23 protein-coding genes and 2 pseudogenes are annotated in these 26,587 nt (G+C 62.9%); 16 read left to right on the forward strand and 9 right to left on the reverse strand.

Going from position 1 to position 26,587, the window contains the following annotated elements:
- Window positions 1-248: 248 nt before the first annotated feature.
- The 6 genes and pseudogenes from clpS (AC0L2A_RS22615) to AC0L2A_RS22640 all read right to left on the reverse strand — a co-directional run.
- Window positions 249-347, reverse strand: a pseudogene (gene clpS, locus AC0L2A_RS22615) (ATP-dependent Clp protease adaptor ClpS); the annotation flags it as partial.
- A 20-nt stretch (window positions 348-367) separates the two neighbouring features.
- Complete coding sequence (locus AC0L2A_RS22620) at window positions 368-1,015, reverse strand: VOC family protein (protein WP_473610791.1); 648 nt, start codon at window positions 1,013-1,015, stop codon at window positions 368-370.
- A gap of 194 nt (window positions 1,016-1,209) precedes the next feature.
- Complete coding sequence (clpS, locus tag AC0L2A_RS22625) at window positions 1,210-1,515, reverse strand: ATP-dependent Clp protease adapter ClpS (protein WP_027151022.1); 306 nt, start codon at window positions 1,513-1,515, stop codon at window positions 1,210-1,212.
- Window positions 1,516-1,705: 190 nt separating this feature from the next.
- Window positions 1,706-2,887: a choline ABC transporter ATP-binding protein gene (choV, locus tag AC0L2A_RS22630; RefSeq protein ID WP_287220108.1), complete on the reverse strand. Its 1,182-nt coding sequence runs from the start codon at window positions 2,885-2,887 to the stop codon at window positions 1,706-1,708.
- A complete protein-coding gene (gene choW / locus AC0L2A_RS22635; RefSeq protein WP_023799956.1) occupies window positions 2,884-3,738 on the reverse strand; it encodes a choline ABC transporter permease subunit in 855 nt (284 codons plus the stop codon). Before choW ends, choV begins: the two co-directional genes overlap by 4 nt.
- A gap of 161 nt (window positions 3,739-3,899) precedes the next feature.
- Complete coding sequence (locus AC0L2A_RS22640; protein ID WP_023799957.1) at window positions 3,900-4,847, reverse strand: choline ABC transporter substrate-binding protein; 948 nt, start codon at window positions 4,845-4,847, stop codon at window positions 3,900-3,902.
- A gap of 236 nt (window positions 4,848-5,083) precedes the next feature.
- On the opposite strand from AC0L2A_RS22640, the gene AC0L2A_RS22645 reads away from it, so the two are divergent.
- The 8 genes from AC0L2A_RS22645 (at window position 5,084) to AC0L2A_RS22680 (ending at window position 15,375) form a co-directional block, all read left to right on the forward strand.
- Entirely contained in the window at window positions 5,084-5,695 is a 612-nt protein-coding gene (locus AC0L2A_RS22645; protein WP_091598477.1) for a thymidine kinase, read from the forward strand.
- Between the two features lie 221 nt (window positions 5,696-5,916).
- On the forward strand, window positions 5,917-7,005 hold the full coding sequence (locus AC0L2A_RS22650; protein WP_091598480.1) for a hypothetical protein: 1,089 nt from the start codon (window positions 5,917-5,919) through the stop codon (window positions 7,003-7,005).
- Between the two features lie 29 nt (window positions 7,006-7,034).
- A complete protein-coding gene (locus tag AC0L2A_RS22655) occupies window positions 7,035-8,180 on the forward strand; it encodes a hypothetical protein (RefSeq protein WP_027151017.1) in 1,146 nt (381 codons plus the stop codon).
- 24 nt (window positions 8,181-8,204) lie between these two features.
- Window positions 8,205-10,115 (forward strand): AAA family ATPase, encoded by a 1,911-nt coding sequence (locus tag AC0L2A_RS22660; protein WP_091598483.1) that lies wholly within the window; start codon window positions 8,205-8,207, stop codon window positions 10,113-10,115.
- A 220-nt stretch (window positions 10,116-10,335) separates the two neighbouring features.
- Window positions 10,336-11,640, forward strand: a complete 1,305-nt coding sequence (locus tag AC0L2A_RS22665; protein ID WP_091598489.1) for a DUF6638 family protein — start codon at window positions 10,336-10,338, stop codon at window positions 11,638-11,640.
- 50 nt (window positions 11,641-11,690) lie between these two features.
- Window positions 11,691-12,833, forward strand: coding sequence for a DUF2333 family protein (locus tag AC0L2A_RS22670; RefSeq protein ID WP_091598492.1), 1,143 nt, complete (start codon window positions 11,691-11,693; stop codon window positions 12,831-12,833).
- A 132-nt stretch (window positions 12,834-12,965) separates the two neighbouring features.
- A complete protein-coding gene (locus tag AC0L2A_RS22675; protein ID WP_473610742.1) occupies window positions 12,966-13,388 on the forward strand; it encodes an ester cyclase in 423 nt (140 codons plus the stop codon).
- A 307-nt stretch (window positions 13,389-13,695) separates the two neighbouring features.
- The gene (locus tag AC0L2A_RS22680) at window positions 13,696-15,375 is read left to right on the forward strand and encodes a formate--tetrahydrofolate ligase (RefSeq protein WP_473610743.1); all 1,680 of its coding nucleotides are present in this window, start codon (window positions 13,696-13,698) and stop codon (window positions 15,373-15,375) included.
- Between the two features lie 289 nt (window positions 15,376-15,664).
- On the opposite strand, the gene AC0L2A_RS22685 is transcribed toward AC0L2A_RS22680, so the two are convergent.
- Complete coding sequence (locus AC0L2A_RS22685; protein WP_473610744.1) at window positions 15,665-16,312, reverse strand: cysteine hydrolase family protein; 648 nt, start codon at window positions 16,310-16,312, stop codon at window positions 15,665-15,667.
- 124 nt (window positions 16,313-16,436) lie between these two features.
- Between AC0L2A_RS22685 and AC0L2A_RS22690 the strand changes: the two genes are divergently transcribed.
- From AC0L2A_RS22690 to AC0L2A_RS22725, 8 genes and pseudogenes are all read left to right on the forward strand, one after another.
- Window positions 16,437-17,414, forward strand: a complete 978-nt coding sequence (locus AC0L2A_RS22690; RefSeq protein WP_473610792.1) for a helix-turn-helix domain-containing protein — start codon at window positions 16,437-16,439, stop codon at window positions 17,412-17,414.
- A gap of 148 nt (window positions 17,415-17,562) precedes the next feature.
- Complete coding sequence (gene parS, locus AC0L2A_RS22695) at window positions 17,563-18,048, forward strand: type II RES/Xre toxin-antitoxin system antitoxin (RefSeq protein WP_473610746.1); 486 nt, start codon at window positions 17,563-17,565, stop codon at window positions 18,046-18,048.
- Window positions 18,045-18,554: an RES family NAD+ phosphorylase gene (locus AC0L2A_RS22700; protein WP_287316667.1), complete on the forward strand. Its 510-nt coding sequence runs from the start codon at window positions 18,045-18,047 to the stop codon at window positions 18,552-18,554. Before parS ends, AC0L2A_RS22700 begins: the two co-directional genes overlap by 4 nt.
- 156 nt (window positions 18,555-18,710) lie before the next feature.
- Window positions 18,711-19,172 carry a DUF4126 domain-containing protein gene (locus AC0L2A_RS22705; protein WP_473610747.1) on the forward strand — a complete coding sequence of 154 codons (462 nt, stop codon included), beginning with the start codon at window positions 18,711-18,713 and terminating at the stop codon, window positions 19,170-19,172.
- Window positions 19,169-20,545, forward strand: coding sequence for an FAD-containing oxidoreductase (locus tag AC0L2A_RS22710; protein ID WP_473610749.1), 1,377 nt, complete (start codon window positions 19,169-19,171; stop codon window positions 20,543-20,545). Before AC0L2A_RS22705 ends, AC0L2A_RS22710 begins: the two co-directional genes overlap by 4 nt.
- A 133-nt stretch (window positions 20,546-20,678) precedes the next feature.
- Window positions 20,679-21,748, forward strand: a pseudogene (locus AC0L2A_RS22715) (M14 family metallopeptidase).
- A 297-nt stretch (window positions 21,749-22,045) separates the two neighbouring features.
- Window positions 22,046-24,253, forward strand: a complete 2,208-nt coding sequence (locus AC0L2A_RS22720; RefSeq protein WP_473610750.1) for an anthranilate synthase — start codon at window positions 22,046-22,048, stop codon at window positions 24,251-24,253.
- A 28-nt stretch (window positions 24,254-24,281) separates the two neighbouring features.
- The gene (locus AC0L2A_RS22725) at window positions 24,282-25,211 is read left to right on the forward strand and encodes a cation diffusion facilitator family transporter (protein ID WP_473610751.1); all 930 of its coding nucleotides are present in this window, start codon (window positions 24,282-24,284) and stop codon (window positions 25,209-25,211) included.
- Between the two features lie 17 nt (window positions 25,212-25,228).
- Here the strand turns inward: AC0L2A_RS22725 and AC0L2A_RS22730 are convergent, their stop codons facing one another.
- Window positions 25,229-25,438 carry an antitoxin gene (locus tag AC0L2A_RS22730; protein ID WP_473610753.1) on the reverse strand — a complete coding sequence of 70 codons (210 nt, stop codon included), beginning with the start codon at window positions 25,436-25,438 and terminating at the stop codon, window positions 25,229-25,231.
- Window positions 25,439-25,464: 26 nt separating this feature from the next.
- Entirely contained in the window at window positions 25,465-26,559 is a 1,095-nt protein-coding gene (locus tag AC0L2A_RS22735) for a hypothetical protein (protein WP_473610754.1), read from the reverse strand.
- Window positions 26,560-26,587: the final 28 nt, after the last annotated feature.

A 26,587-nucleotide genomic window follows, 5' to 3' on the forward strand; every position in this document is an offset into this window, starting at 1 on the left:
TTCTGGCATTGGGCTCGATGTGGTACCGCGAGGGGCGTTAGCGACGCGCCTTCCCCTTCTCCCCTTGTGGGAGAAGGTGGCCGAGCCCACGGGTCTTGCCTCCGGCAAGCCCGAGGACAGGCTCCGCTCGGTCGGATGAGGGGTGTTCCAGCTTGGCAGCGACGGCACTCCGTTCAGCACCCCTCAACCGTCTTGGCGCTGCGCGCCAATCCCCTTCTCCCACAGGGGGAGAAGGGGAAGTGGGCGCGCTACTCCTCCGGTTCCGTCGTGAACATCAGCGGGTAGCCCTTGGCCTTGCCGGCATCGGTCGCCCGAGTCGCCTTGGTCTCGGCGACGTCCCTTGTGAAGCGGCGACGACGCAGACGGCTCAGTCACCCGGGCCAGCAAACAAAATGAGATTTCCGTCTGGATCCATAACAATGAAGTTTCTGGCACCCCAGGGTTCTTTCCTGAGGACTTGGTGAAAGGGCACCCCTGCGGCCTGAAAATTCAGAAAGAGCTGTTTGATCTCGTCTGCAGTATCGACTGTGATCCCGGCGGAGAGCAGGTGTTCACGTTGCCGTATATCGCCAACGAACACAGGTTCGCAAACCAACCTCAGCGCGAGTTGCGCATTGTCACGTGTCACCTGTCCGTAAAATGCCGGGTCGCCGTAAACAAAGTCGACTTCGAAGCCGAGCTTGGTGGTGAAGAATTCGAACGACGCTTTGATGTCGGTGACGAACAACTGCGCTGAGGTTGAACTCAGAACGGGTGCAGGTACGGTCTGTTTTTTCTGATCTGTCATGGCTGGGGCTCCTGTCTTGAGCGCCTGCCATCCCTCGAACCCCGATTGACGCGCGATCAGTTCCTGCGCGTCGCTGAGCTTAAAATTTGCTTCCAGTACCTGATTGTCATCGAGATGCTGGAAGCGTGGCAACGCAGCCCTGATCTCGGCTGCGACCGGATAGTACCGTTCGCGGTGCCACCGCAAATATTGCTTGGCCTGCTTTTTGAGGTTTTCGAGATTCGGCATGGGCGCAACTGTGGTCACAGTATAGGCGGGCATTGCCCTTTCGACGTTATACCGATGCGCCCTACGCAGCGCTGCGAACGTGCCTCGGCGATGAGCAGTTGTCAATCACCGCACCCCGTCCAGTACCCTCAACCGTCTTGGCGCTGCGCGCCAATCCACCTTCTCCCGCAGCAAGGGAGGAGGGGAAGCCGGCACTACTCCTCCGGTTCCGTCGTGAACATCAGCGGGTAGCCCTTGGCCTTGCCGGCATCGGTCGCCCGTGTCGCCTTGGTCTCGGCGACGTCCCTGGTGAAGACGGCGACGACGCAGACGCCGCGCTGGTGCGCGGTGATCATCACCCGCCGCGCCTGGTCCTCGCTCAGCTTGAATTCGCCCTTGAGCACCGTCACCACGAACTCGCGCGGCGTGAAATCGTCATTGAGGAGGATGACCTTGTAGAGCTTCGGGCGTTCGATCTTCGGCCGCGTCTTGGTGCGGGGTTTTGTGACGATCTCAGGCATCGGAACCGGCAACTGTGCGCAAGAATTTCGCTTTTATTCTGACATGGACGAAAGCGATCGTCCATTTTGAACCGCCCGCAAACCGCCTTCCCGGCGGGCGCGGCCATTCACAAGTCCGTGCCTATATGGGACCGCCGCCAAGCCAGCGCAGACCGCGAAAAACGATACGGACCGTTCCGTTTAGAAACAACTATCGCCGCAATACCGCGCTCAGCACGTCCCTGATGCCGATGGCGCCGACGAAGCGCGACTGGTCGTCGAACAGCGCCACCGGTGCGGTCTGCGAGCGGTGCATGGCCAGCATCACCGTCTTCAGCGAGGTGCCGGGATTGGCCCAGAATACCTGCGTCGTCTCCTCCGGCTGCGCCTCGACATCGGCGCACGACACCCAGAACGCCGGCTTGCCATCGCGCTCGGCCGCCGCCACCAGCCCGTGCTCGTCGATCTTGAAACGCGTCGTCTTGCGGCGGTCGAGCCACACCCAGCCGTCCTCGCCGTGGTCGAGATCACGGCGGTCGCGCATCACGTTCCAGGCGGTCAGCACCGAGAGCGGGTTCACATTGGCGATGAAGTCGCGGACATAGTCGTTGGCGGGGCGCAGCACGATGTCTTCCGGCGCGCCGGTCTGCACGATGCGCCCGCCTTCCATGATGGTGATGTGGCTGCCGATCTTCAGCGCCTCCTCGAGATCGTGGCTGACGAAGACGATGGTCTTCTTCAGCTCGGCCTGAAGCTGCAGCAATTCGTCCTGCAGCTTGGTCCGGATCAGCGGGTCGAGCGCCGAGAACGGCTCGTCCATCAGCAGGATCGGCGCTTCGGTGGCAAACGCGCGCGCCAGCCCGACGCGCTGCTGCATGCCGCCGGAAAGCTCGTGGGCGTATTTCGACGCCCACTGGTCGAGCCCGACGAGCTTCAACTGGCGCTCGACGCGCGCCTTGCGCTCGGCTTCGGGCACGCCGGAAAGCTCGAGCCCGAAGCCGACATTTTCCGCGACGGTGCGCCAGGGCAGAAGGCCGAACTGCTGAAACACCATGGCGACCCGCGTCTGTCGGATGTGGCGCAGCGTGGCGGCGTCGCAGGCAGCGACATCGACCATGCGGTCGCCGTCCTTGACCATGACGTTGCCGCGCGCCGGCACGTTGAGCAGGTTGACGGCGCGCAGCAGCGTCGATTTGCCGGAGCCGGAGAGGCCCATCAGGACGGAAATCTCGCCCTCGTTGACGGTCAAATTGGCACCGGCACAGCCGAGCACGGCGCCGGTCTTCTCCAAAATTTCCTGACGCGTCGCGCCCCTGTCGACGAGCGCCAGCGCTTCCTTGCGCGCCGCGCCGAAGACGATGTCGACATTCTTGAAATCGACCGCAGCGCTCATTTGGCGGCTCCCGTGCCGATGCGGCTGATGCGGTCGAGGATGATGGCGAGCACGACGATGGCGAGGCCGGCTTCGAGCCCGAGCGGGATGTTGACCGAGTTCAGCGCGCGCACCACCGGCTTGCCGAGGCCGTTGGCGCCGATGAGCGCAGCGATCACGACCATGGACAGGCAGAGCATGATGCACTGCGTCAGCCCCGCCATGATGGTCGGCAGTGCCGCCGGCAGCTCGACTTTCCACAGCAGTTGGCGTTTTGTCGCGCCGAAGGCTTCGCCGGCCTCGATCATCGGTTTCGGCACCGAGGTGATGCCGAGATGCGTCAGGCGGATCGGCGCGGGAGCAGCGAAGATGACGGTGACGATGAGGCCGGGAGCGATGCCGAGGCCGAAGAGAATGAGCACCGGGATCAGGTAGACGAAGGTCGGCATGGTCTGCATCAGGTCCAGGACCGGCTGGAGATAGCGGTAGCCGCGCTCGTTATGCGCCGCCCAGATGCCGATCGGCACGCCGATGGCCATCGAGGCCGCAGCGGCGCCCACGACCAACACCAGTGTCTCGACGGTTTCCTGCCAGAGATCCTGGTTGACGATGAAGAGCAGGCCGAGCGCGACAGCAAGCGCCAGCTTCCATGATTTCTGCAGGTACCAGGCAAGCCCGGCTATGGCGGCGACCAGGAGGACCGGGGGGACGAGCAGCAAAAGATCGACGAGCCCGTCGAGAACGACGGTTAGCCCGTCGGCGATACTGTCGAAAAACCACTCGAAATTGGTGGTCAGAAAGTCGAAGAAGGTCTTGCCCCACCGCCCGATCGGGATCTTGAAGCTCGAAATCAGTTGCGAAACCGGATCCATGGCAAATGTCCCCTCATTCTTCTTCACCTCTCCCCTGACGGAGTGGGCCGAACCGCGCAGCCGAGCCGGGTGGGATGGTCACGGTTATGCTCCGTTCCGAACCATCCCAACCGCGGCGCGTGCCGCGCCGAACCTCCCCACACGGGGGAGGTGTAAGTTTGCTACGAACCCAGTGCGGTTTTCACCGCGGCCGCGGCGTCGCCACCGTCGAAGGTCGTCACGCCGGCGAGCCATGGCGTCATCGCGTCCGGATTGGCCTTGAGCCATTCGGTGGCCGCGGCTTTCGGGTCGGCGCCGTCATTGAGGATCGCACCCATGATCTCGTTTTCCATCTTGAGCGAGAACACCATGTTCTTGAGCAGCGCGCCGACGTTCGGGCATTCGGTGGTGTAGCCGGCCCGGACATTGGTGGCGACGGTCGCGCCGCCGAAATTCGGGCCGAACACCTCGTCGCCACCCGACAGATAGGCCATCTTGATGTTGGCGTTCATCGGATGCGGCTCCCAGCCGAGGAAGACCACGTCTTCGCCCGATGCGGCCGCTTTCTGCACCGCCGACAGCATGCCGGCCTCGGAGCTTTCGACAAGCTCGAAATCCTTCAGGCCGAACTTGTCGGCGGCGATCATGTCGAGGATCAGGCGGTTGCCGTCATTGCCGGCTTCGATGCCGTAAATCTTGCCGTCGAGCTTGTCCTTGAATTTGGCGATATCGGCGAAATCCTTGAGACCGGCATCATAGGTGTGCTGTGGAACGGCGAGCGTATATTTCGCGCCTTCCAGGTTGGTCACGACCGTCTCGACCGACTTGTCTTCGAGATAGGGTTTTATGTCGGCTTCCATGGTCGGCATCCAATTGCCAAGGAAGACGTCGACGTCCTTGTTCTTCAGCGAGGTGTAGGTGACCGGAACCGACAGCACCTGCACGTCGGGCTCGTAGCCGAGCGCTTCGAGGATGACGCTGGCGGTAGCGGTGGTGGCGGTGATGTCGGTCCAGCCGACATCGGCAAAACGCACCGGCTTGCAGCTTTCCGGCTCGGCGGCGAGTGCACCGCTCGCCGAAAGAAATGCCGCCAGACCGAAGCCGGCGGCGAGTAGTTTCATACGCGACATCTGTATTCTCCCATTGTGATCTGTCGGCGAAGCGAAATTGCGGTTTTGTCTCCGCCTTGTTTCGTCAGCCAAACACCATTCTGGTGCGGTTTCAAGCGATAAGACAATCGCGATCAACGGCGCGGGCTGGCCGACCAGCGACAGATTCGCCGCTTTTCCGGTGGCCAGGCGCTTTTCCGGTGGAACGTCGGGACGCCCCCTCCCCGCGTTGGGACAACTCGGCTTAAAAGGGCGGCATGGCCAAGCTGTACTTCCACTATGCGACGATGAATGCCGGCAAGACGACGATGCTGCTGCAGGCCTCCTACAATTACCGCGAGCGCGGCATGACGACGATGCTGTTCGTCGCCGGCCACTACCGCAAGGGCGACACCGGGCTGATCTCGTCGCGCATCGGCCTGGAGACTGAGGCTGAGATGTTCCGCGACGGCGACGACCCGTTCGCCAGGGTCGCCGAGCATCACGACCACACGACCGTGCATTGCGTCTTCGTCGACGAGGCGCAGTTCCTCGAAGAGGAGCAGGCGTGGCAGCTTGCCCGCATCGCCGACCGGCTGGACATCCCGGTGATGTGCTACGGCCTGCGCACGGATTTCCAGGGCAAGCTGTTTTCCGGCTCGCGCGCGCTCCTGGCGATAGCAGACGATCTGCGCGAGGTGCGCACCATCTGCCGCTGCGGCCGCAAGGCGACGATGGTCGTGCGCCTCGGCGCGGACGGCAAGGCGGCGAGACAGGGCGAACAGGTGGCGATCGGCAAGGATGTTTATGTCTCGCTCTGCCGCCGCCATTGGGAAGAGGAAATGGGCCGCGCCGCGCCCGACGATTTCATCGGCTTCACCAAGGCCTGAGCAGCGCCGTCGGCGACGCTGCCGATCTCCCCCTTGCGGGCCCTTGCGGGGGAGATCGGGTGCGGCTTCGGCTTTTCGCCAATCACCAGCGGTGGAAGGCAGGCCGATGGGGTCGGGTTTTGTTTGAGATATCGCGGCATCTTCCGCCTTTCCTTCCCCCCTTGCCATACATATATTCGCGGCGTTCGCGACACGAACAATTGCCGAAGCGGGAGGCTCCTATGGCGACATTGCAGAATTTCGATGCCGAAATTGCCAAGACCAATCAGGTCGTGCAGGACATGCGCACCAAGATCGAGCAGTCCGGCGCCGTGCTCGACACGCTTGCCAAGACCGACAGGAAGATCGGCGACGCCAATTTCGACCTCGAGAACGCCCGCATCGAGGATGTGCTGAAGCAGCAGAAGGTGATGGAAGGCAACATCGCCGACCTGATCATCGGGCTGGAGGACGCCACCAACGTCTTCGGCGCCGAATTCGAGAGCATGAAGAACTACACCGGCTGGGAAAGCTTCGTCGGCATATTTTCCGACCAGAGCAAGCAACGCATGCGCACCGACCGCGTCCGCAACATGTCGCTGGCCGGCAATCTGCAGGAGCTTCTGGCGAAATCCGACACCATCGTCGGCATCCTCAAGGCGCAGAAGCAGATCCTCGACCAGCGTTATAAGACCTCCGAGGCCAGCCTGTCGCAGGTGATCGAGCGCCGCAAGGCAACCATGTCGAATCTCGAGATCGTGCAAAAGCGCATCGAGGAGCTCAATCCGATGCTGCTCGACATCGAGAACAAGATCGCCGCCTCGACCAGCCAGAAGGAGCGCACCGAGCTTGAGGGCGAGCGTTCGAAACTGGCAACCGAGTACAACGAGAAGCAGGCCAAGGAGCAGGAACTGCTGGCCGAAAGCCAGACCCTGGAGCGCTACACCTCGATGTTCCAGACCTTCGTCGATTCGCTCAACAACCAGATCGCGGCGCAGTCGACGCTGATCAACAAGCTGACCATCGATACCGAGCAGCGCATCGTGCTCTACAAGGCCCTGGAAGATTCGCTGAAGACCGCCGCCCAGCAGGACGTCGCTCACAAGATTAATACGCTGGGCAGCCAGGTCGACAACACCGCCGAGGAAACCATGGCCGGCATCGGCGCGGCCTCGCAGAAGCACATTGGCGATCTCCTCGAAATGCACGAGAAGAACATGGTGGCGACCGCCGACATCCAGCGCCGCAAGAAGCTGGCCGACGATGCCTTTGCCCGCCGCTTCGACGACGTGCTGAAAAAGCACAATGCGGCAAACTACGTGCAGTCGTAATTGCTGCATATCTCCCAAGGGCTGGCTGCATGACCCCCGAAAACGAAGCGGCAACGCGGTATTTCTCGGCGATCACCGCGGCACTCAGCGGCCTCGAAGTGTTCATGCGCGACGATCGCTCGCCGCTCTACCGGCACGGCATCGTCGCCAAGATCGTCGCCGAATACATAGCGCGGCTCGACAACTCGTTTTCCTGCTGGCGCAACCGGCTGGGCTTCATGGAGACATTCCGCATCTCGCGCGCCGAAAGCGGTTTTCCGGTCTTCCAGAACGTGCTCGAACTTGAAAACGACCGCCGCCAGGCCGATACGCGTCTCGCCAACATACCGCTGGCCGACGAGTTGCGCGAGGAAATGGCCGACTTCATCCTGCGCCACAAGGAATTCCCCGAGGCGCTGCAGAAGTCGATGGCCGAGCGGCTTTATCTGGAAGGCGTCAGGAGCGAGACGACCTTCGGGCCGTTCACCTTGGCGCAGACGGCAAAAGTCTCGGTCAATCCGAAGACCAGGCGGCCTTACTACCTCGCCCATTGGGCGGCCTTCGACGGCAGCGCCAACCTGCCGCTGGTCTACATGGTGACGGTCGAGGATTCCTCCGAAGAGATGATCGGGCAGCTTGTCGACCGCAATGGCAAGCTCAACGAAAAGGTCGACATTCCGCTTCCGGTTGAAGGACTGCTCAATCCCGAGCTTGCCCACCGCTTCGACGACTTCACCGAGAAGAACTCCGCCTATACGCTGTCGCCGGCTACGATCGCGGTCAACCTCGACAAGGATTTCGAGCAACTCCACCCCAAGCAGCTGCGCCGCGTCGTGCTCGGGCCTTTCTATTCGGCCGGGATCACCGACAACAATTCGACGGTGACCGACATTCTGGACAAGGTGCGCAAGCCGGAAAACGCCTGGCTGCTGACCTGGACCATCCAGGAGGTTTATTCGAAATCCGAAAAGCCAGGTCGCAAGGGGTTGTTTTCGAGCGAGAAGGCGACGCAGGAATTCTTCATCGACACCGACGATCTGGAGGCGGCGCGACAAGGCGTGTCGAGCTACGAGAAGCACGCGCTGATCCCGCATGAGGCCTATCAGGCGCTCTACGCCGCCGGCGAGGCGCAGAAGATCTTTTCCGGCTACAAGGTCCACATCCTGTCCAAAGGACAGGTCATCAGTGACGTCTGACAGTCAAACCGCGGAGCATCCTTCATGGACACCGGCCTGACCACGATTTCGGAAGCGGCAATCGAAAAGCACCGCGCCACCGCGCAGAGCTTCATCACCCGCATCGTCGTGCTGGAGGACCCGTCGCGGGAATCCGGAACCGCGCTTGCCGGCACCAACCGCCGCTTCGTCTCGACCGTCTCGGTCGGCTCGGTGCGCCGCACGCGCGAGGTCGAGCTTTCCAAGACCGTCGCCGCCGTCCATCCCGACGACCAGCTGCTGAGCATTGCACAGCACATGCTGCTTTATCGCACCCGGCGCGGGCTGGCGATCGCGCTGGCCATCGCCGATGTCTTCGCCGAAGGCTCAGATCTCGAGAGCCTGAAGGCGAAAAACGCCCGCGCGCCGCTCGAAGGCGACGAGGCCGCCGCCTTCAAGAAGCTGCTGTCGGCCTCGGCCTATATTTCGGCCTTCAGCCTCGCCTCCTATCTGTTCCAGCTGATCGACAGCGACGGCGAGGCGCCGAACGACACGCCCGAGCCGGACTTTTTGTTCGACACGCCGCAGGACGCGGTGAAATCGATCGTGGCCGGCCTCGACAGGGCGATAGCAGGCGCGAAGGACGACGCCGATCTGATGACCCGGGCGCGCGCATTCGCCCGTGTCGTCATCGACGGGCTTTTGGCGCGAAAGGGCCGCTTCGACGGCATTGGTCCGTTTGAGAATGCGCATATCCGCATCGACGTCGACGACTTCACCCTCGACGGCTTCGACGTCGCGCCGGGCAAGCGGTCGAAGCCGCTGGTAATGACCTTCAAGAAGCCGGAAGAGGTCGTCGGCAACCACATCGCCAAATACCAGTCGGTCAAGCTCGCCAAGATGCTGATGGCATACGACTTCGAGCGCGAGCTGAACCCGTTCGTCGAGCTCGGCGGCTTCCTGTTCACCTTCATCGGCGACGGCGCGCCCGGCACCGGCAAGACGACGCTGATCCAGATGATCGCCGGTCTCGTCAACGGCTACTGCCAGGTCGCCGGCTATCCCTTCGCCTACGAGAATTTCGGTGTCGACCAGATCTCCTCCTACCAGGGCAAGTCGGGCCAGAACTGCCGCCAGTTCATCAACAATGTGCTGAACTCGCGCGTCATCGGCTTCGGCACCATCGACGACATCGACCAGGTGGCGGCCCGCCGCTCCGACGATCGCGCCTCGGCCGGCCAGCAGGAAATCACCGGCGTCCTGATGGACGCATTCGGGGGTGCGGCCACGGTGGTGCGCGGCAACTGCTCCTTCGGCATGTTCTCCAACTATCCCGAAAACGTCGACGACGCGCTGCGCCAGCGCGCCGGCGCCCGCTGGCTGGTCAATGGGCCCCAAACGCGCGACGACTATATCGACATCTTCGTGCTGCTCGCCGGCAAGAACCACAAGATCCCGCTCGGCGACCACAAGCTCTATGCCGCCCAAGAAATCCAGCGCGCGGTGATGGAGGCCTATGAAGAGCACGAGAAGCCCAGGGAAGACGGGCTGATGAAGGTCTATGAGCGCTACATGAAGGAGAACGGCGCGCCGAAGTCGATGGCCGACATCGGCACCTATCTGCACATGATCAAGGAGGCCGAGCCGCGCTTCACCGGCCGCGCCATCAAGAATGTCACCGATGCGATCAAGATGCGCGCCATGGACCTCGAGTTGCCGGACGAATGGTTCGAGAAGCCTGAAGTCTTCATGCACAAGAGCTACGACGACAAGAAGGCGATGATCGAGGAACTGCGCGGCCCGTTCTCGATGGACATGGTCATGCAGGAGGTCAACCGCTACGCCGACTCGGAGTTCCGCTATTCCGACAAGTCAGACGACGCCGCAGTGACCAAGATGATCCGCGACACCCGCCTGCGCGACCGCGCGGTCCGCGAGATCGAGGAGCTGAAGAAGAAGGGCCTGTGGAATGCGTGAGACGCGCCGACGCTCCCTTCTCCCCTTGTGGGAGAAGGTGTCGCCGAAGGCGACGGATGAGGGGTGCTCCAGCTTGGCGCCGATGGCGCTCCGTCCAGCACCCCTCATCCGTCTCGGCGCTGCGCGCCGATCCACCTTCTCCCACCAGGGGAGAAGGGATGCCCGCGCCCCTCATCCGCCCTTCGGGCACCTTCTCCCCGTGAACGGGGAGAAGGCATAGATGAGCCCCGCCAGGAAGTCCGACCTTTTGCGCGAGAACGAGCTGATCTATGGCCGGCTGCTGACCATCGACGAGCCACATCTGATCCAGCGCTACAACAAGGCGTTGGTCGCCTTCGGCCTGAAGCCGACGAAGCTGAAGAGCTTCGAGATCGACCGCACCGGCTTCTCGCCGCAAGTGGCCGAGGAATGCGGCGACTACAGCTACCTCGATCCCAACGAGATCAATCGCCGCTTCATCCTCCTGACCCCGTCGCAGGTCGACCTGCCGGTGGTCCACACCGCCTTTTCCAACACCTCGCAGCTGATGTTCGAGTTCATGTCGACGAACCAGCGCGCCATCGACGCGCTGACCATCAAGGATGTCATCTACGGCGAGATCGAGGATTCGGTCCCCAAGGTCGACGACATCGAGGACCTGCTGTCGATCAACCAAGTCGAGTTCAAGGTGCTGTCGGCGGAGGACGTGCTCGGCAAAGCCGCCGAACTCGGCAAGCTCGTCGACCGGTTGAAGCAGGAGCCGGACGCCTGGCGCGACAGCGCCATGCTCACCCGCATGGTCGAGCTTGCCAAGATCTGCGGCGACATCCGCGAGAACGCGCTGGTGCCGGATCAGGTGATCTTTCGCCACAGCGCCTATTGGACCAGCCATTTCGGCGGGCTCTATGTGTTCATCGACCCCGACATGACGACGGTGATCAGCGACCCGGCAGCACCCGGCTTCCGCCGCTCGCGGCCGTGGCAGGTGAGCTACCTCTCGATCAATGATGCCGACAGGGTGTTCAAGTTCCTTGCCGCGACCGGCCGCATCGAACTGCCGCGGGCCTCGTGGATCGAAACATCAGGCTATCTCGAGCATCGCGCCGAAATGGTGGTGCGGGCGCTGATCCGCGACGCCGAGCCCGACCGTAATCTGACCGACGTCGACAAGGTCTGGCTGCAGACCTGGATCCACAGCCATGCCGACCTGATCACCAGGGACGGCAATTTTCCTTTCCTCAACGCCGCCAAGCGCGAGATCGCTCACCTCGGCTATCTCAAGGTCGAGGACGTGTTCCCGCAGCAGCGTTTCCTGACGATCCGGGCCAAGCCCGGACATCCCGACGCCTGGCTGACCAACCAGCTGATCTCGGATTTCGTGCCGCAGGACTTCGTCTCGCGCTACGTCTTCAACAAACCGGGTTTTTACAGGGACTATGACGGCTTCAGCGACGCTTGGCGATCGCATGTTGTGGACGTTCTGAAAACCACATATCTGAAAGACAAGGTGGCGTTTCGCACACGCCTCTACGGCCTTACCGATTGAATGCCTAACCTTATCGAATACTTGGCTGACTGACGAGGGGTGACATCGCCATGCTTGATCCGATCGTGAATTTTTTCACACGGATATTCCAGTGGATCGGCCGCGGCATCGGCTTCGCCGTCGGCGTGATCCTGTGGCCGTTCATGTGGGCCGGGCGCTGGTATACGCAGCGCGGCTGGATCCTGAAGGCGGTGCTCGGCCTCGCTCTGCTCATGCTGATCGGCCTCTACGGCTATTTCATCTGGAACACGCAGGTCTGGAGCAATTTCAATCCCGCCTATGCGGAAGCATATAGGTTCACGCAGCCGGCCGGAACCACGCCGGCACAGCCCGCTCCTTCCGCCACCGGGGAAACCGCTGGCGTCGAGGGAGAGGTCAAGACCTGCACCCACTCGGCCATTGTCCAGGTTACGGCCGATCTCATCGATTTCAACGTCAACGAGAATGCCTGGATCTCGTCGATGATACTCTACAAGCTCGGGCTCTTCGGCATGGACTGGGACCGCACGCCGTTTCTCGACAACAAGGCCTCCTTCCAGCGCGGGGTCAATCAGGCCATCCGGCGCACCACGGTCGAGCTTGTCGACACGCTGGGCCGCGTCCGCGGCACCAGCCAGATCGACCAGAACCTGCAGGATGCGCGCGGCGCGATCACCTTCGACGAGGAAACCTGGTATTTCGGCCTCAGGCCGTTTGGTCCGAAAACCCCGACGCCGAGTTTTTATCGCACGGCGGCGAACAGCCTTCGCGCCTTCAACGACCGGCTCATGAAATGCGAGGTTGTCTTCAACGCGCGCGCCGACAATCTGTTGCAGTTCGTCGACCGGATCGCGAGTGACATAGGCTCGACGTCGGACCTGATCCGCGACCGTTCGCAGAACTTCAACAGCGGCTGGTTCGACACGCGCGCTGACGACCGCTTCTGGTTCGCCTACGGCCAGCTCTACGGCTATTACGGCATCCTGACGGCGGCGCATCACGATTTTCAGCAGATCCTCGACAATCGCGGCCTCACGCCGCTGTGGAACAGCGTGGAAGGCCAGCTCAAGGCAGCGCTCGCCATCCAGCCTCTGATAATCTCCAACGGCCGCGAGGATGGCTGGATCATGCCCACCCACCTCACCACGATGGGTTTCTATGTGCTTAGGGTTCGATCGAACCTCGTCGAGGTCAGGTCTGTCCTGGATCGGTGAAGCAAGCGATTGGTGAAAGACGCCTTGGCTTGAATCACCGCTGGCCCTGGTCGAGATCGGCAACGTCCTGTCGCAGCAGTTCGGCTGCGCATTGCGAGGAGCGGAACCTGATCGTCGCGCCGTCGTTCAACCGTGGGCGGCAGCCAGCGAGGACACGCGATGGATATCCGGGAATTTGCTCGAAATTTCTATGCCACGATCGATGCGCAAGACTGGGATAAACTGGCCGGTCTGGTCTCTCCGGATCTCGCCGTTCACCTCGCCAGCGCCAGTCCGATCGGCTTCGATGACTGGCGAAAATCCCTGACCGAATTCTTTGTTGGATTCCCCGACGGCCATCACGTCATCGACGACTTTGTCGGCGATGCCGACAAGGTGGTCACGCGCGGTCGCTTTCAGGGCACGCACACCGGCACCTTCCACGGCGTCGCACCGAGCGGAAATTGCGTCTCGGTTGGTGTGATTAACATTGATCGCGTCGAGAACGGCATCGTGGTCGAACATTTCGGCCAGCTTGACGGCTTGGGGCTGATGCACCAGATCGGCGCATTCTAGCGAGACCGCTCGAAGCGCCGACCGGCGCTCGAACCCTGTCGCATTCCGTGCATTCCGCGGCTGTTTTGAGACGGCAGGACGGCGCGTGCTCTGGCTTCTATACGGCGCGACAACCCGCGAAGATACGGGTCAGGTCGACCAAGAGCCGTCTTTCTCTAGAGGAAACATAGTTGCATGCAAGTTGACGCCACGGCAGCGACAGGGCTAGAAAGTGCCCTCGCCTGCAGTACCGGGCTGTTTCGAACAGGCTTGCGACCACACTGATCAAACCCGTCCCCTCCACCGTCCAATCCAGAGGAAAGCCGCCATGGCCGAAGTGAAGTCCGACATCGAGATCGCGCGCGCCGCCGACAAGAAGCAGATCCAGGCGATCGGCCAGAAGATCGGCATTCCAAGCGAGCATCTTTTGCCTTACGGCCACGACAAGGCGAAGATCTCGGCCGAGTTCATCAAGTCGGTGAAGGCAAACAAGGACGGCAAGCTGATCCTCGTCACCGCCATCAACCCGACGCCGGCCGGCGAAGGCAAGACGACGACGACGGTGGGCCTCGGCGACGGTCTCAACCGTATCGGCAAGAAGGCCATCGTCTGCATCCGCGAGGCCTCGCTCGGGCCGAATTTCGGCGTCAAGGGCGGCGCTGCCGGCGGCGGCTATGCGCAGGTCGTGCCGATGGAGGACATGAACCTCCACTTCACCGGCGATTTCCATGCCATCACCACGGCACATAATTTGCTTTCGGCGCTGATCGACAACCACATCTACTGGGGCAACGAACTCGGCATCGACATCCGCCGCGTCGTCTGGCGCCGCGTCATGGACATGAACGACCGCGCACTGCGCGAGATCATTTGCTCGCTCGGCGGCGTCGCCAACGGTTTTCCGCGCGAGGGCGGCTTTGACATCACCGTCGCCTCGGAGGTCATGGCGATCCTGTGCCTCGCCACCGACCTGAAGGATTTGGAAAAGCGCCTCGGCGACATCATCGTCGCCTATCGCCGCGACAAGTCGGCCGTCTATGCCCGCGACCTCAAGGCCGACGGCGCCATGGCCGTGCTGCTCAAGGACGCCATGCAGCCCAACCTCGTGCAGACGCTGGAGAACAACCCGGCCTTCGTCCATGGCGGCCCCTTCGCCAACATCGCGCACGGCTGCAACTCGGTCGTCGCCACCACGACTGCGCTAAAACTTGCCGACTATGTCGTCACCGAAGCCGGTTTCGGCGCCGATCTCGGTGCCGAAAAGTTCTTCGACATCAAGTGCCGCAAGGCCGGCCTGAAGCCGGCGGCCACGGTCATCGTCGCCACCGTGCGCGCCATGAAGATGAATGGCGGCGTCAAGAAGGAAGACCTCGGCAAGGAGAACGTCGAGGCGGTGAAGAAGGGCTGCGCCAATCTCGGCCGTCACATCGAGAATGTCAGGCAGTTCGGCGTGCCTGCGGTGGTCGCCATCAACCATTTCTATTCCGACACCGACGCTGAAATCAGGGCGATGAACAACTACGTCGCCTCGATGGGCGAAGAGGCGATCCTGTGCAAGCACTGGGCCCACGGCTCGGCCGGCATCGAGGAACTCGCCAACAAGGTGGTGACACTCGCCGAATCCGGCTCCTCGCAGTTTGCGCCGCTCTATCCCGACGCCATGCCGCTGTTCGAGAAGATCAACACCATCGTCCAGCGCATCTATCGCGGTTCCGAAGCGATCGCCGACAAATCGGTGCGCGACCAGCTCCACGCCTGGGAGCACGCCGGCTACGGCAATTTGCCGGTCTGCATGGCCAAGACGCAATATTCGTTCTCGACCGATCCGAACCTACGCGGCGCGCCGACCGGCCACACTGTGCCGGTGCGCGAGGTCAGGCTGTCTGCCGGCGCCGGCTTCATCGTCGTCATCTGCGGCGAGGTCATGACCATGCCCGGGCTGCCCAAGGCACCGTCCTCGGAGAAGATATTCCTGAACGAGATGGGCCAGATCGAAGGCCTGTTCTGAGGGCTCGCGGCGACTGGCTGATCGACCAGCGCGTCGACCAATTCTCAATGTCGGCGCCGCCCCTCATCTGCCTGCCGGCATCTTCTCCCCGTGAACGGGGAGAAGGGGCTGGCCGCAACCTCGGCACGCATTCTGCAACGCTGTAGATTGGCGAAATCGGCGATGACGGCATCTTTCTCCCCGTCACTATACGGGGAGAAATGCCCGGCAGGGCAATGAGGGGCGGCGCTGATTTCAACGATTGTCCTTGGTAAAGGAACGCCGGAGACGCCTGAACATCCAAGTTCGCCTAAGCGGCGCTCCGCGCCAGCGCGCGCTGGTTGGAGGCGTAGGGCGTATCGCGCTCGGGCAGCACGCCAGTCTTCAGGCAGTCGATCCATTCGGCGGTCTTGAGAACGGCGGCGAAGCGCGACTGCAGGACAACCGTCACCACGCGATGGATGTCCTCGGCCGAGGCGTAGCCGGCGCTGTTGGCATAGGGCAGCGACCCCGTCGCATCCGACAGGAACTCGACCGCAAAGCCCATATGGACGGCGTGGATGACCGTCGACAGATCGCAATTATGCGTCATGTAGCCGATGACCGTAATCGTATCGATAGCGTTGGCGCGCAGCCATTCCTCGAGGTCGGTGCCGGTGAAGGCGCTTGGCAAGGCCTTTTCGATGGTGTGGTCACGGTTTCGCGTCGCGATCTCGGGATGCAATTCTGCGCCATGGCTGCCCTTGGCGAAGACCGGTGAGGTTTCCGGCGCCAACTGCTTGACGACCACCACCTTGACGCCTGCCTCGGCGGCCGCGTCCATGGCGCGCGCCACATTGGCGACGGTGTCGCGGAAGGGCGGGTGCTTGATGGCGAGATTGCCGCCGTCATAGTCGTTCTGAACGTCGACGACGATGAGGGCACGGCGCGGCGCTTTGCCTTTGGCTGAGTCCGACATGGGGCTTTCCTTTCCCGTTGACATTGATGGGTCGAGGATAGACTCGGCATCGGGCCGCAAAAGTGTCCCGATTGACATAGTTCGAAATAATTGGGACAATCGGGAAACTCTCATGGTGCTTATCATGGCCGATCCGATCGTTGCCGCCATCGCCTTCGATGGCATCAGCCCGTTCCACCTCTCAGTGCCCTGCCTTGTATTCGCAGAGGATCGCACGACGCTCGGCCTGCCGCGCTTCGAGTTCCGGGTCTGCGCGATTGAGGACGGGCCGATCCGCACCGATGCGGGGCTGACCATCAGCGTCCCGCACGGGCTTTCCGCGCTTGATGACGCCGACATCGTCATCTTGCCCAGCTGGAAGAACCTCGAAGTCCCACCGCCGGCGGCACTGATCGAGGCGCTGCGTCGCGCGCACCGGCGCGGCGCGCTGATTGTCGGATTGTGCCTGGGAACGTTCGCTGTTGCGGCGACCGGACTGCTTTCGGGGCGGCGAGCCGCGACGCACTGGGCTTTTTCCGACCAGCTGCAGGCCCTCTATCCCGACATTCTCGTCGAGCCGGAGGTGCTCTATATCGACAACGGCGATGTCGTGACCTCGGCCGGTGTCGCCGCCGGGCTCGACTGCTGTGTCCACATCATACGGGCCCGCTATGGCGCGGAGGCGGCACTCCGGCTTGCCCGGCAGATCGTGCTTTCTCCTCATCGGCAGGGCGGGCAGGCGCAGTTCATAGAGCGTCCGATCGCCAGGACCGAAAATGCCGACCGCTTCACCCACGCCATCGACACCGTGCGCAAGACGTTGCACGCGACGCACAGCCTGGACAGTGTCGCCGCTACCGCCGGCCTCACCCGCCGGACCTTCACGCGCCGCTTCCAGAAAACAATCGGCACCAGCTTCGGCGACTGGCTGACCGATCAGCGCGTCGCGCTGGCGCAGCGGCTGCTGGAAGCAACGGAAAAATCAATGGACACGGTTGCCTTCGAGGCCGGCTTCGGCAGCGCCACCTCGCTGCGCCAGCATTTTGCGGCGCGGCTCAGAACCACGCCCGCTCAGTACCGCCGCGAATTCTCGAAGAACGCTCAGGAGCGCGTGGCAAGATAGCTCCAACTCATGTTGGAAATCACCGTCGATGTCGGCGCTGGCAGCGCAAACCTGAAGCATTATCTCTGCTCTCGATCCTGCTCGCCCTTGAAAGCGTCGCGTCACCTGTCATATATTGAAGCGACAGATGACGTTAGGAGGCGAGCCCGTGGCGACGGCATCGAAAAAAACACCTGCGGCGCCAAGAAACAATGAACTGCAGAAGGTGGCCAGATTGCTCGGTGGCGCCCGCATCCTGTCGCGGCATCTCCGGAGCGCATTGGACGCCCATGAGTTGCTTGTTCGCGGCCTGCCAGGTTCGGCGCTGGACCATCTGCTTGGGCAACTCGTCTTCATCCAGAAGACTGATTCGCTCGAGAAGGCCGTCGGCATGAGCTTGCGCACCTACCAGCGTCGTAAGGACGCCCCCTCCAAGCCGCTCAGCCAGGACCAGAGCGGACGAACCTGGAAATTCGCCGAGATCCTGTCGAAAGCGACCGACGTGTTCGGTTCACAGGCGGAAGCCGAGCAATGGCTGGAGCGCCCGGCGATCGGGCTCGACCAGCGCCGTCCCATCGATCTTCTGGCAACCCCGGCCGGTGTCGAGCTTGTGCAAGACTATCTCGAGCGGCTTGAATACGGCGTTTATGCATGACGCCGCTACCGGCGGTGCTTGGCGGCTCCGACCTCGTTGGCTGGCGTCTCGATCAGGCTGCGTTCGCGCCGACATGGGACAGTGGCGAGGGCGCATACAGGGTCGGCGGACGATGGAACAGCAGGGGCGTGCGCGCGGTCTACTGCTCAATCGATCCTTCGACGGCAATTCTCGAGGTCGCAGTCCACAAAGGTTTTAGGGCGCTCGACACGATCGCGCATGTGATGACGGCGGCGATAGTCAGCGATGTCACGGATGTGCATATCGTCGACCCTGCCGCCGTTCCGAACCCTAACTGGCTGCGTCCGGGCATTCCGAGCTCCGGGCAACAGGCATTCGGCGACGATCTTCTCAAACGGCACCGGTTCGTGGTGATTCCGAGCGCAGTATCCCAGAATAGCTGGAATCTGATCTTCGAGGCGAGCGTCGCGAAGGGCGCCTATGCCCTGAGGACCCAGGAAGCCTTTGCGCTCGATACGCGATTGCATCCGCCTCCTGCTAAATGACCGTGCTTATCTCGCTGCTTCGCTACCCTGCTGTTTCAATATCGTTTCCATGAAAATCGTATAATGCCAGAGATCGCAGGCCTCTGGTCAAATGCCGAACCTATGCTAGCCTGCCCCGGCTGGGCTGTCCCAGGCCGTGTGATCGAGGGATCAATCATGCTGTACATCCTTGCACTTCTCATCGGCGTCGTTGCCGGCCTTCGCGCCATGACCGCACCCGCCGCCGTCGCCTGGGGCGCCTGGCTTGGCTGGCTGCCGGTCGCCGGAACCTGGGCCAGCTTCATGGGCCACTGGATCACCGTCGGCATCTTCACCATCTTGGCCATTGCCGAACTGGTCACCGACCAGTTGCCGTCCACGCCTAGCCGCAAGGTGCCGCAGCAGTTCGGCGCGCGCATCGCTGTCGGCGCCTTCACCGGCGCGGTGATCGGCGCGACCGGCGGCGCTACCGTCGGCGGCCTGATCGCCGGCGCCATCGGCGCGGTTATCGGCACGCTGGGCGGCGCCGAACTGCGCAAACGCCTGGCGCTGGCTTTCGGCAAGGACCAGCCCGCCGCCCTCGTCGAGGACGCGGTGGCGATCCTCAGTGGTCTGCTGATCGTGGCGGCCGTGGCATGACGGCAAAGCCATTCGACGCCATCATCATCGGCGCCGGACAGGCCGGCCCGCCGCTCGCCGGCCGGCTGACGGCGGCCGGCATGAGCGTGGCGCTGATCGAGCGCAAGCTGGTCGGCGGCACCTGCGTCAACACCGGCTGCATGCCGACCAAGGCCATGGTCGCCAGCGCCTATGCCGCGCATCTCGCCCGCCGCGCCGCCGACTACGGCGTGACACTCTCCGGTCCGGTCGGCGTCGACTACAAGGCGATCAAGGCCCGCAAGGACAAGGTGTCGGACGACGCCCGCGGCAACCTCGAAAGCTGGATTGCCGGCATGGACAGATGCACGCTTTATCGCGGCCATGCCCGCTTCGAGACGGCCGATACCGTGCGCGTCGGCGACGACCTGCTGAGCGCCGAAAAAATATTCATCAACACCGGCGGCCGCGCCTCGGTGCCTGATCTGCCGGGCGTCGACGACATTCCGTTCCTGACCAACTCGTCGATGATGGATCTCGACGAACTGCCGCGCCACCTCGTCGTCGTCGGCGGCAGCTACGTCTCGCTCGAATTCGCGCAGATGTTTCGCCGTTTCGGTTCACAGGTCACGGTGATCGAAAAGAGCCCGCGGCTGATCGGCCGCGAGGACGAGGATGTCTCGGCCGCCATCCTGTCCATCCTCGAGAACGAAGACATCACGGTACATCTCGGCGCCGGCGACATCAGCTTCGCCAGGCAGGGCAGCGACATCGCCGTGACTTTCACCGCCGGCCAGGCGCCGGCTGTCGGCTCGCATGTGCTGCTGGCAGTAGGCCGGACGCCCAACACCGACGATCTCGGCCTCGACAAGGCCGGCGTCGAGGTCGACAAACGCGGCTTCATTGTCGTCGACGACCAGCTGCGCACCAGCGTGCCCGGCATCTGGGCGATGGGCGACTGCAACGGCAAGGGCGCCTTCACCCACACCTCCTACAATGACTACGAGATCGTCGCCGCCAATCTGCTCGACAACGACCCGCGCAGGGTGAGCGACCGCATCGAGGCCTATGCGCTCTATACCGACCCGCCGCTCGGCCGCTGCGGCATGACCGAGGCAGCGGTCAGAAAGTCCGGCCGCCGCGCGCTGGTCGGCCAGCGGCCGATGACCCGCGTCGGCCGTGCCGTCGAGAAAGGCGAGACGCAAGGTTTCATGAAGATCCTGGCCGATGCCGACACCAACGAAATCCTCGGCTGTTCGGTGCTCGGCCCCGGCGGCGACGAGGCGATACACTGCGTGCTCGATCTGATGTACGCCAAGGCGCCGGTCAGCACGCTCGCGCGGGCCATGCACATCCACCCGAATGTCTCGGAACTTCTGCCGACGATCGCCCAGGAGTTGAAGCCGCTGGCGTAGGCCGGGCAGGCGTTGGACCAATATGTCCGCGCCCGGCCGAGGAGAGCCTTGCGCCCATAACGTGAAAAGCTGGACCAATCGACAGCGTAGCGGCGAAAGGGCATGTGTTCGGCCTCTTTCCAGGAGTCGTATCATGCAGAAATCGATCGAGCGTATCGCCGGCGACAGCGAGGGCGTTTCCTACGAATTCCCAGTCTTCCGCTTTGAAGGGTCCCGCTTCGAGGGAACGGATAAGGCGGCATCCTCGGCCTATCTGCAGGCGGCACTGCATGCCGGCGAACTGCCGGGGGTCGTCGCCATCGACGCGCTGATGCCGATGCTTGAAAAGGCCGAAGCCGAAGGCCGCATCAAGGGCAATATCACCATCGTGCCGCAAGCCAATCCGATCGGCCGCGCCCAATATCATTTCGGCGAGCACCAGGGCCGTTTTCACCTGGGCACGCGCACCAACTTCAACCGCGGCTTTCCGCTGCTGGCCGCGCCTGACGTAAAATTGTTGCCCGACACCACGCTTGGCACTGCCGATCAGCGGCTGAAGAGCCGGCTGCTGCAGCTGTCGATCGGCCACGACATCGTGCTTGACCTGCACTGCGACGACGAGGGCCTCGCCTACCTCTATGTCCACACCAGCCTGTGGCCGGCGATGGCGGATTGTGCGGCGGCCATGGGCGTCGATGCGGTGGTCCTGTGGGACGAGGACACCGACGGCACCTTCGAAGGCGCTTCGATCACGCCGTATCTGAACCTCCCTGCCGAGGTGGCGCGGTTCGACCGGCGCGTCGCCGCCACGGTCGAGTATCGCGGCATACTCGATGTCGACGGCGCTCTGGCCGGCGCCGATGCCGAAGGGCTCTATCGGCTGCTGGTGGCGCGCGGTATGATCCTGGACCAGGCCCTGTCCACGTCCGGCAGCTTCACCGGTTTCGTGGCGCCGCTCGAAAACATCGACATGATGCCGGCGCCGCGGGCGGGCGCGGTCCTCTACGACGTGAAGCCCGGCGACCGCGTGGCAAAAGGCGCGCTGCTCGCCACCATCGTCCATGCGCCGGGTGAAGCCGGCGGCCGCACCGAGGTGCTCGCGCCCAGGCAGGCATCATCCTGACACGGCGTTCCCGGCGCATCATCCGCGCCGGCGAAGATCTGCTAAAACTGGTCGGCGACAGCAAAAGCGCCGATGCACGGTCGGGAACGCTGGAGGATTGAGGGCTCATGCCCTTCTCCATGCCCTCGCCCTTCTCCAGCCCCCCATTGAATCCAGTTGCGCGGCCGTTCAATCGCCGCTATTGGAATCGCCATGAACATGCGCTCGATCAAGACCGTTTGGTGGTGGGCTCGCTGACAGCGGCCTGTTCGAACGCGTGCGCGTGAAAAATGGAAGGTGGCCGCAACGGAATGTCCGGGCGGCCATTTGTTTTTCAAAGCCATGCCCCGGGTCCGTTGCCCCCAAGACGCTGAAATATCCAAGACGCTGAAATAGCCAAGACGCTGATGGAGACGGCAATGACGACGAAAATTCTGGAGAACGGGGCGGAGCGCTTCGTCACGGCCGGTGGCGTGACGATTACCCGCGAGCGCCATGACCGGCCTTACCAAGGCGCGATCGACGCCTATGTCGACGGGCTGAATTCACGCCGTGGCGCCGTGTTTTCCTCGAATTACGAATACCCCGGCCGCTATACGCGCTGGGACACCGCCATCATCGACCCGCCGCTGGTGATCTCGGCGCGTGGCCGCGCGATGCGCATCGAGGCGCTGAACAGCCGTGGCGAGATGCTTCTGCCGGTGGTCGGCAAGGCGCTCGGCGGCCTTGACGAGGTGACGATCGCCGAGACGTCGAAAAAACTGATCCGCCTCGACGTGGCCAAGCCTGCCCAGGTCTTCACCGAAGAGCGTGTCTTCACCGAGGAAGAACGCAGCCGCGTTCCCTCCGTCTTCACCGTGCTGCGCGCCATCACCGCTCTGTTCAAGACAGAGGAAGACGCCAATCTCGGTCTCTACGGCGCCTTCGGCTACGATCTTGCTTTCCAATTCGATCCGGTCGACTACAAGCTCGAGCGCCAGCAAAGCCAGCGCGACCTCGTGCTGTTCCTGCCCGACGAGATTTTGGTCGTCGACCACTATTCGACAAAAGCGTGGACCGACCGCTACGACTATTCCAGCGATGGGTTTTCGACGCAGGGATTGCCGCGCGACGAAATCGTCGAGCCGTTCAGGACCGCCGACCGCATCCCGCCGCGCGGCGACCATGAACCCGGCGAATACGCCAATCTGGTGCGCAAGGCGATGCAATCGTTCAAGCGCGGCGACCTGTTCGAGGTGGTGCCCGGCCAGATGTTCTACGAGCGCTGCGAGACGCCGCCCTCCGACATCTCCCGCAAGCTGAAGGCCATCAACCCCTCGCCCTATTCCTTCTTCATCAATCTCGGCGAAGGCGAATATTTGGTCGGCGCCTCGCCCGAGATGTTCGTGCGCGTCAACGGCCGCCGTGTCGAGACCTGCCCGATCTCCGGCACGATCAAGCGCGGCGGCGACGCCATTTCCGACAGCGAGCAGATCCTGAAGCTGCTCAATTCGAAGAAGGACGAATCCGAGCTGACCATGTGCTCGGACGTCGACCGCAACGACAAGTCGAGGGTCTGCGACCCGGGCTCGGTGCGCGTCATCGGCCGCCGCCAGATCGAGATGTATTCGCGGCTGATCCACACCGTCGACCACATCGAGGGGCGGCTGCGCGAAGGCATGGACGCCTTCGACGCATTCTTGTCGCATGCCTGGGCGGTCACCGTCACCGGCGCGCCGAAATTATGGGCGATGCGCTTCATCGAGCAGAACGAGAAGAGCCCGCGCGCCTGGTATGGCGGGGCGATCGGCATGGTCAATTTCAACGGTGACATGAACACCGGCATGACGCTTCGCACCATCCGCATCAAGGACGGCATCGCCGAGGTGCGCGCCGGCGCCACGCTGCTCTTCGACAGCATTCCCGAGGAAGAAGAAGCCGAAACCGAACTGAAGGCATCCGCCATGATCTCCGCCATCCGCGACGCCAAATCAGGCAATGCCGCCGACACCGAACGCGCCACCGCGCGCGTCGGCGACGGCGTCAACATCCTGCTGGTCGACCACGAGGACTCCTTCGTCCACACGCTGGCCAATTATTTCCGCCAGACCGGCGCCAATGTCTCGACCGTGCGCACGCCCGTGCCGGACGAGGTCTTCGACCGGCTGAAACCCAATCTCGTCGTGCTGTCGCCCGGTCCCGGCACGCCGAAGGATTTTGACTGCGCCGCCACCATCAAGCGGGCCCGCGCGCGCGACCTGCCGATCTTCGGCGTCTGCCTCGGCCTGCAGGCGCTGGCCGAAGCCTATGGCGGAGAGCTGCGGCAGCTGCACGTGCCGATGCATGGCAAACCGTCGCGCATCCGCGTGTCGAAGCCGGGCATTATCTTTTCCGGCCTGCCCAAGGAGGTGACGGTCGGCCGCTATCACTCGATTTTCGCTGATCCGGTCCGCCTGCCCGACGGCTTCGTCGTCACCGCCGAGACCGAAGAAGGCGTGATCATGGCCTTCGAGCACAGCAAGGAGCCGATCGCCGCGGTGCAGTTCCACCCGGAATCGATCATGACGCTCGGCCACAATGCCGGCATGCGCATTATTGAGAACATCGTTGCGCATCTGCCGCGCAAGGCCAAGGAAAAGGCGGCTTAGCTCCGGTTTCGGCGGCCGGAAGCAATCGATGACCGCTATTGATTCGAAAAACGCCGCCAAGCGCAAGGTCGCCAGCCTCGCGTTCTGGTCGATCATCATCGCCTTGGTCGTGCTCGGCCTGAAGCTGGCGGCCTGGTACGTCACCGGCTCCGTGGCGCTGTATTCGGACGCGCTGGAATCGATCGTCAACGTCATTGCCTCTGCCGCCGCCTATTGGGCGATCCAGGTCAGCCACAAGCCGGCCGACCAGGATCATCCGTTCGGCCACCACAAGGCCGAGTATTTCTCGGCTGTCCTGGAAGGCGTGCTGATCGTGCTGGCAGCCCTTCTGATCCTCAACGAAGTGTGGTGGTCCTTGCGGCATCCCGTCCCGCTCGAACAGCCCTGGACCGGCCTCGCCATCAACGGCGTCGCGACGGTGATCAACGCCTTCTGGGCCTTGACGCTGATCCGTGCCGGCCGTGCCGAGAAGTCACCGGCCCTGGTCGCCGACGGCAGGCACATCATGACCGACGTGGCGACCTCGGTCGGCGTGTTCATTGGTCTGGTCGGCGCCGTGCTGACCGGCTGGCAAGTCCTCGATCCCGCTCTCGCCGTCATCGTCGCGCTTAACATCCTGTGGCAGGGCTGGCACGTCATCGGCTCGTCGATGAACGGTCTGATGGACCGCGCCGTCGACACGCAGGAGCACATGCGCATCCGCGACATTATCTCGGCCAATTGCAAAGGCGCGCTGGAGGTCCACGATCTGAAGACGCGGATTGCCGGCCGCGCCACCTTCATCGAGTTCCACCTGGTCGTCGACGCCGACATGTCGGTGGGCGCCAGCCACGTCATCTGCGACCGCATCGAGGACGCGCTGAAGGCAGAAATCCCCTCGGTGCGCGTCACCATCCATGTCGAGCCCGACGACGAGGCAAAACTGCCCAAGGGCACGACCGCCGTGCCGTTCGCGTGAGGCGGCGATTATCAGATCTATGTCGGCCGTTCTAAAGCTGCCTCGACAAAGTCGTCGTCAAGCGGTCCGATCACGCGGTCAAGCCAAGCCCAATCCTGCGCCAGCGGTTCGAGGATGACCGCTCGGCCCTGGCGGCGGATCGAAACCTCCTTGGTTTCGAAACGAAATTCCTTGGGCAGACGCACCGCCTGCGAGCGGCCTGACCAGAACACCTTCCCCTTGTCCATATGGCATCCTTTCTGACCCGAAAATTTCAACGCGCACAGGCAGCCTGCGGCATCGACTCCAGCCGATAGACCTTGTCGTCGGAAGCGGTTTCGTCTTCTGCCGCCTTCGAGCAGAGGTCGACGATCGGTAGGCTGCTGTTGGGGTTGGCCAGCATCATCGTGCCGTTGGCGCCGCGACGCAGAAAAATCTCCCTGGCCGCGATGTCGCAGGAAAAGTCGCTCGTACTTCCGCTCGCCACGCAGCGCCACTGGTCCGCTTCGCCGTCACAACTGTAGCTCTGCGCGACCTCTACGGCATTCTGGCGCGTGGTGACGGAAACGACTATCTCGGCGCCATCAGGCCAGTTTGCCGTCTCGCTGTCCTTGGCGAACGCGGCCAGTTCGATCGGGCCCCGGAAAACCCGGATGCTGTGGGTAAGCTGATCGGGATGCGAGCCGAGATGCGCGGCATCGTAGTCGCGCCCGTAGCAGAACGGCTGGTCCGGTTTCAGCCGCTCGCGCAGCGGTGCTCCCAGCGCCGGATCGACCGGATCGATGCGCGCGAATTCGGCCTTGCAGGTCTCACCCGGCATGCGGTCGAGCCGGAAGCCGTCATCTTCGGTGCCGAGTGCCTGCCTGGAAAACTCCTTTTCGCCAAGTTCATCCTCGGCGCCGGCATCGAGATAAAGGTTGCGATGCACGCCGGAGACGATCAGCCGGCCTTTTTCGTCGATGTTCACCAAGGCCATGGTGCGGTCGCATTCCATGCCGCAATGGATCTCGCCCGACTGCGGATCATCCTTGCCGCACCAGCCGCCGACCCATTCGGGCTCCTTGGCGCCGCGCACCGTCGTCGCCAAAAAACCGTTGTAGCCGGATGGACCACTGCTCGGCTCCTCGTTCGGAGGGCTGACCGGATCGCTGCCATAGTAGAAGAAAATCCGTCCCACCTTCTGGTTCGGGTGCACCTTGAGATGCGCGGCATCGTAGATACGCCCAAAACAGCCATCGTTGCCGCCCGGGCTGAGTTCGGTGAGCTTGGGCGTATCGTCGGCAAGGGCCGTGCTGGCGACAGCGGCTAGCCAGGCGACAGCAAGTCCGGCGCCTAAAATGGTCTTCCCCACAAGCGTCCTCAAAGTCATGTGCCCCTCCTCGCCCGACCAGGACGTA

This window comes from Mesorhizobium sp. WSM4844 (assembly GCF_055811775.1).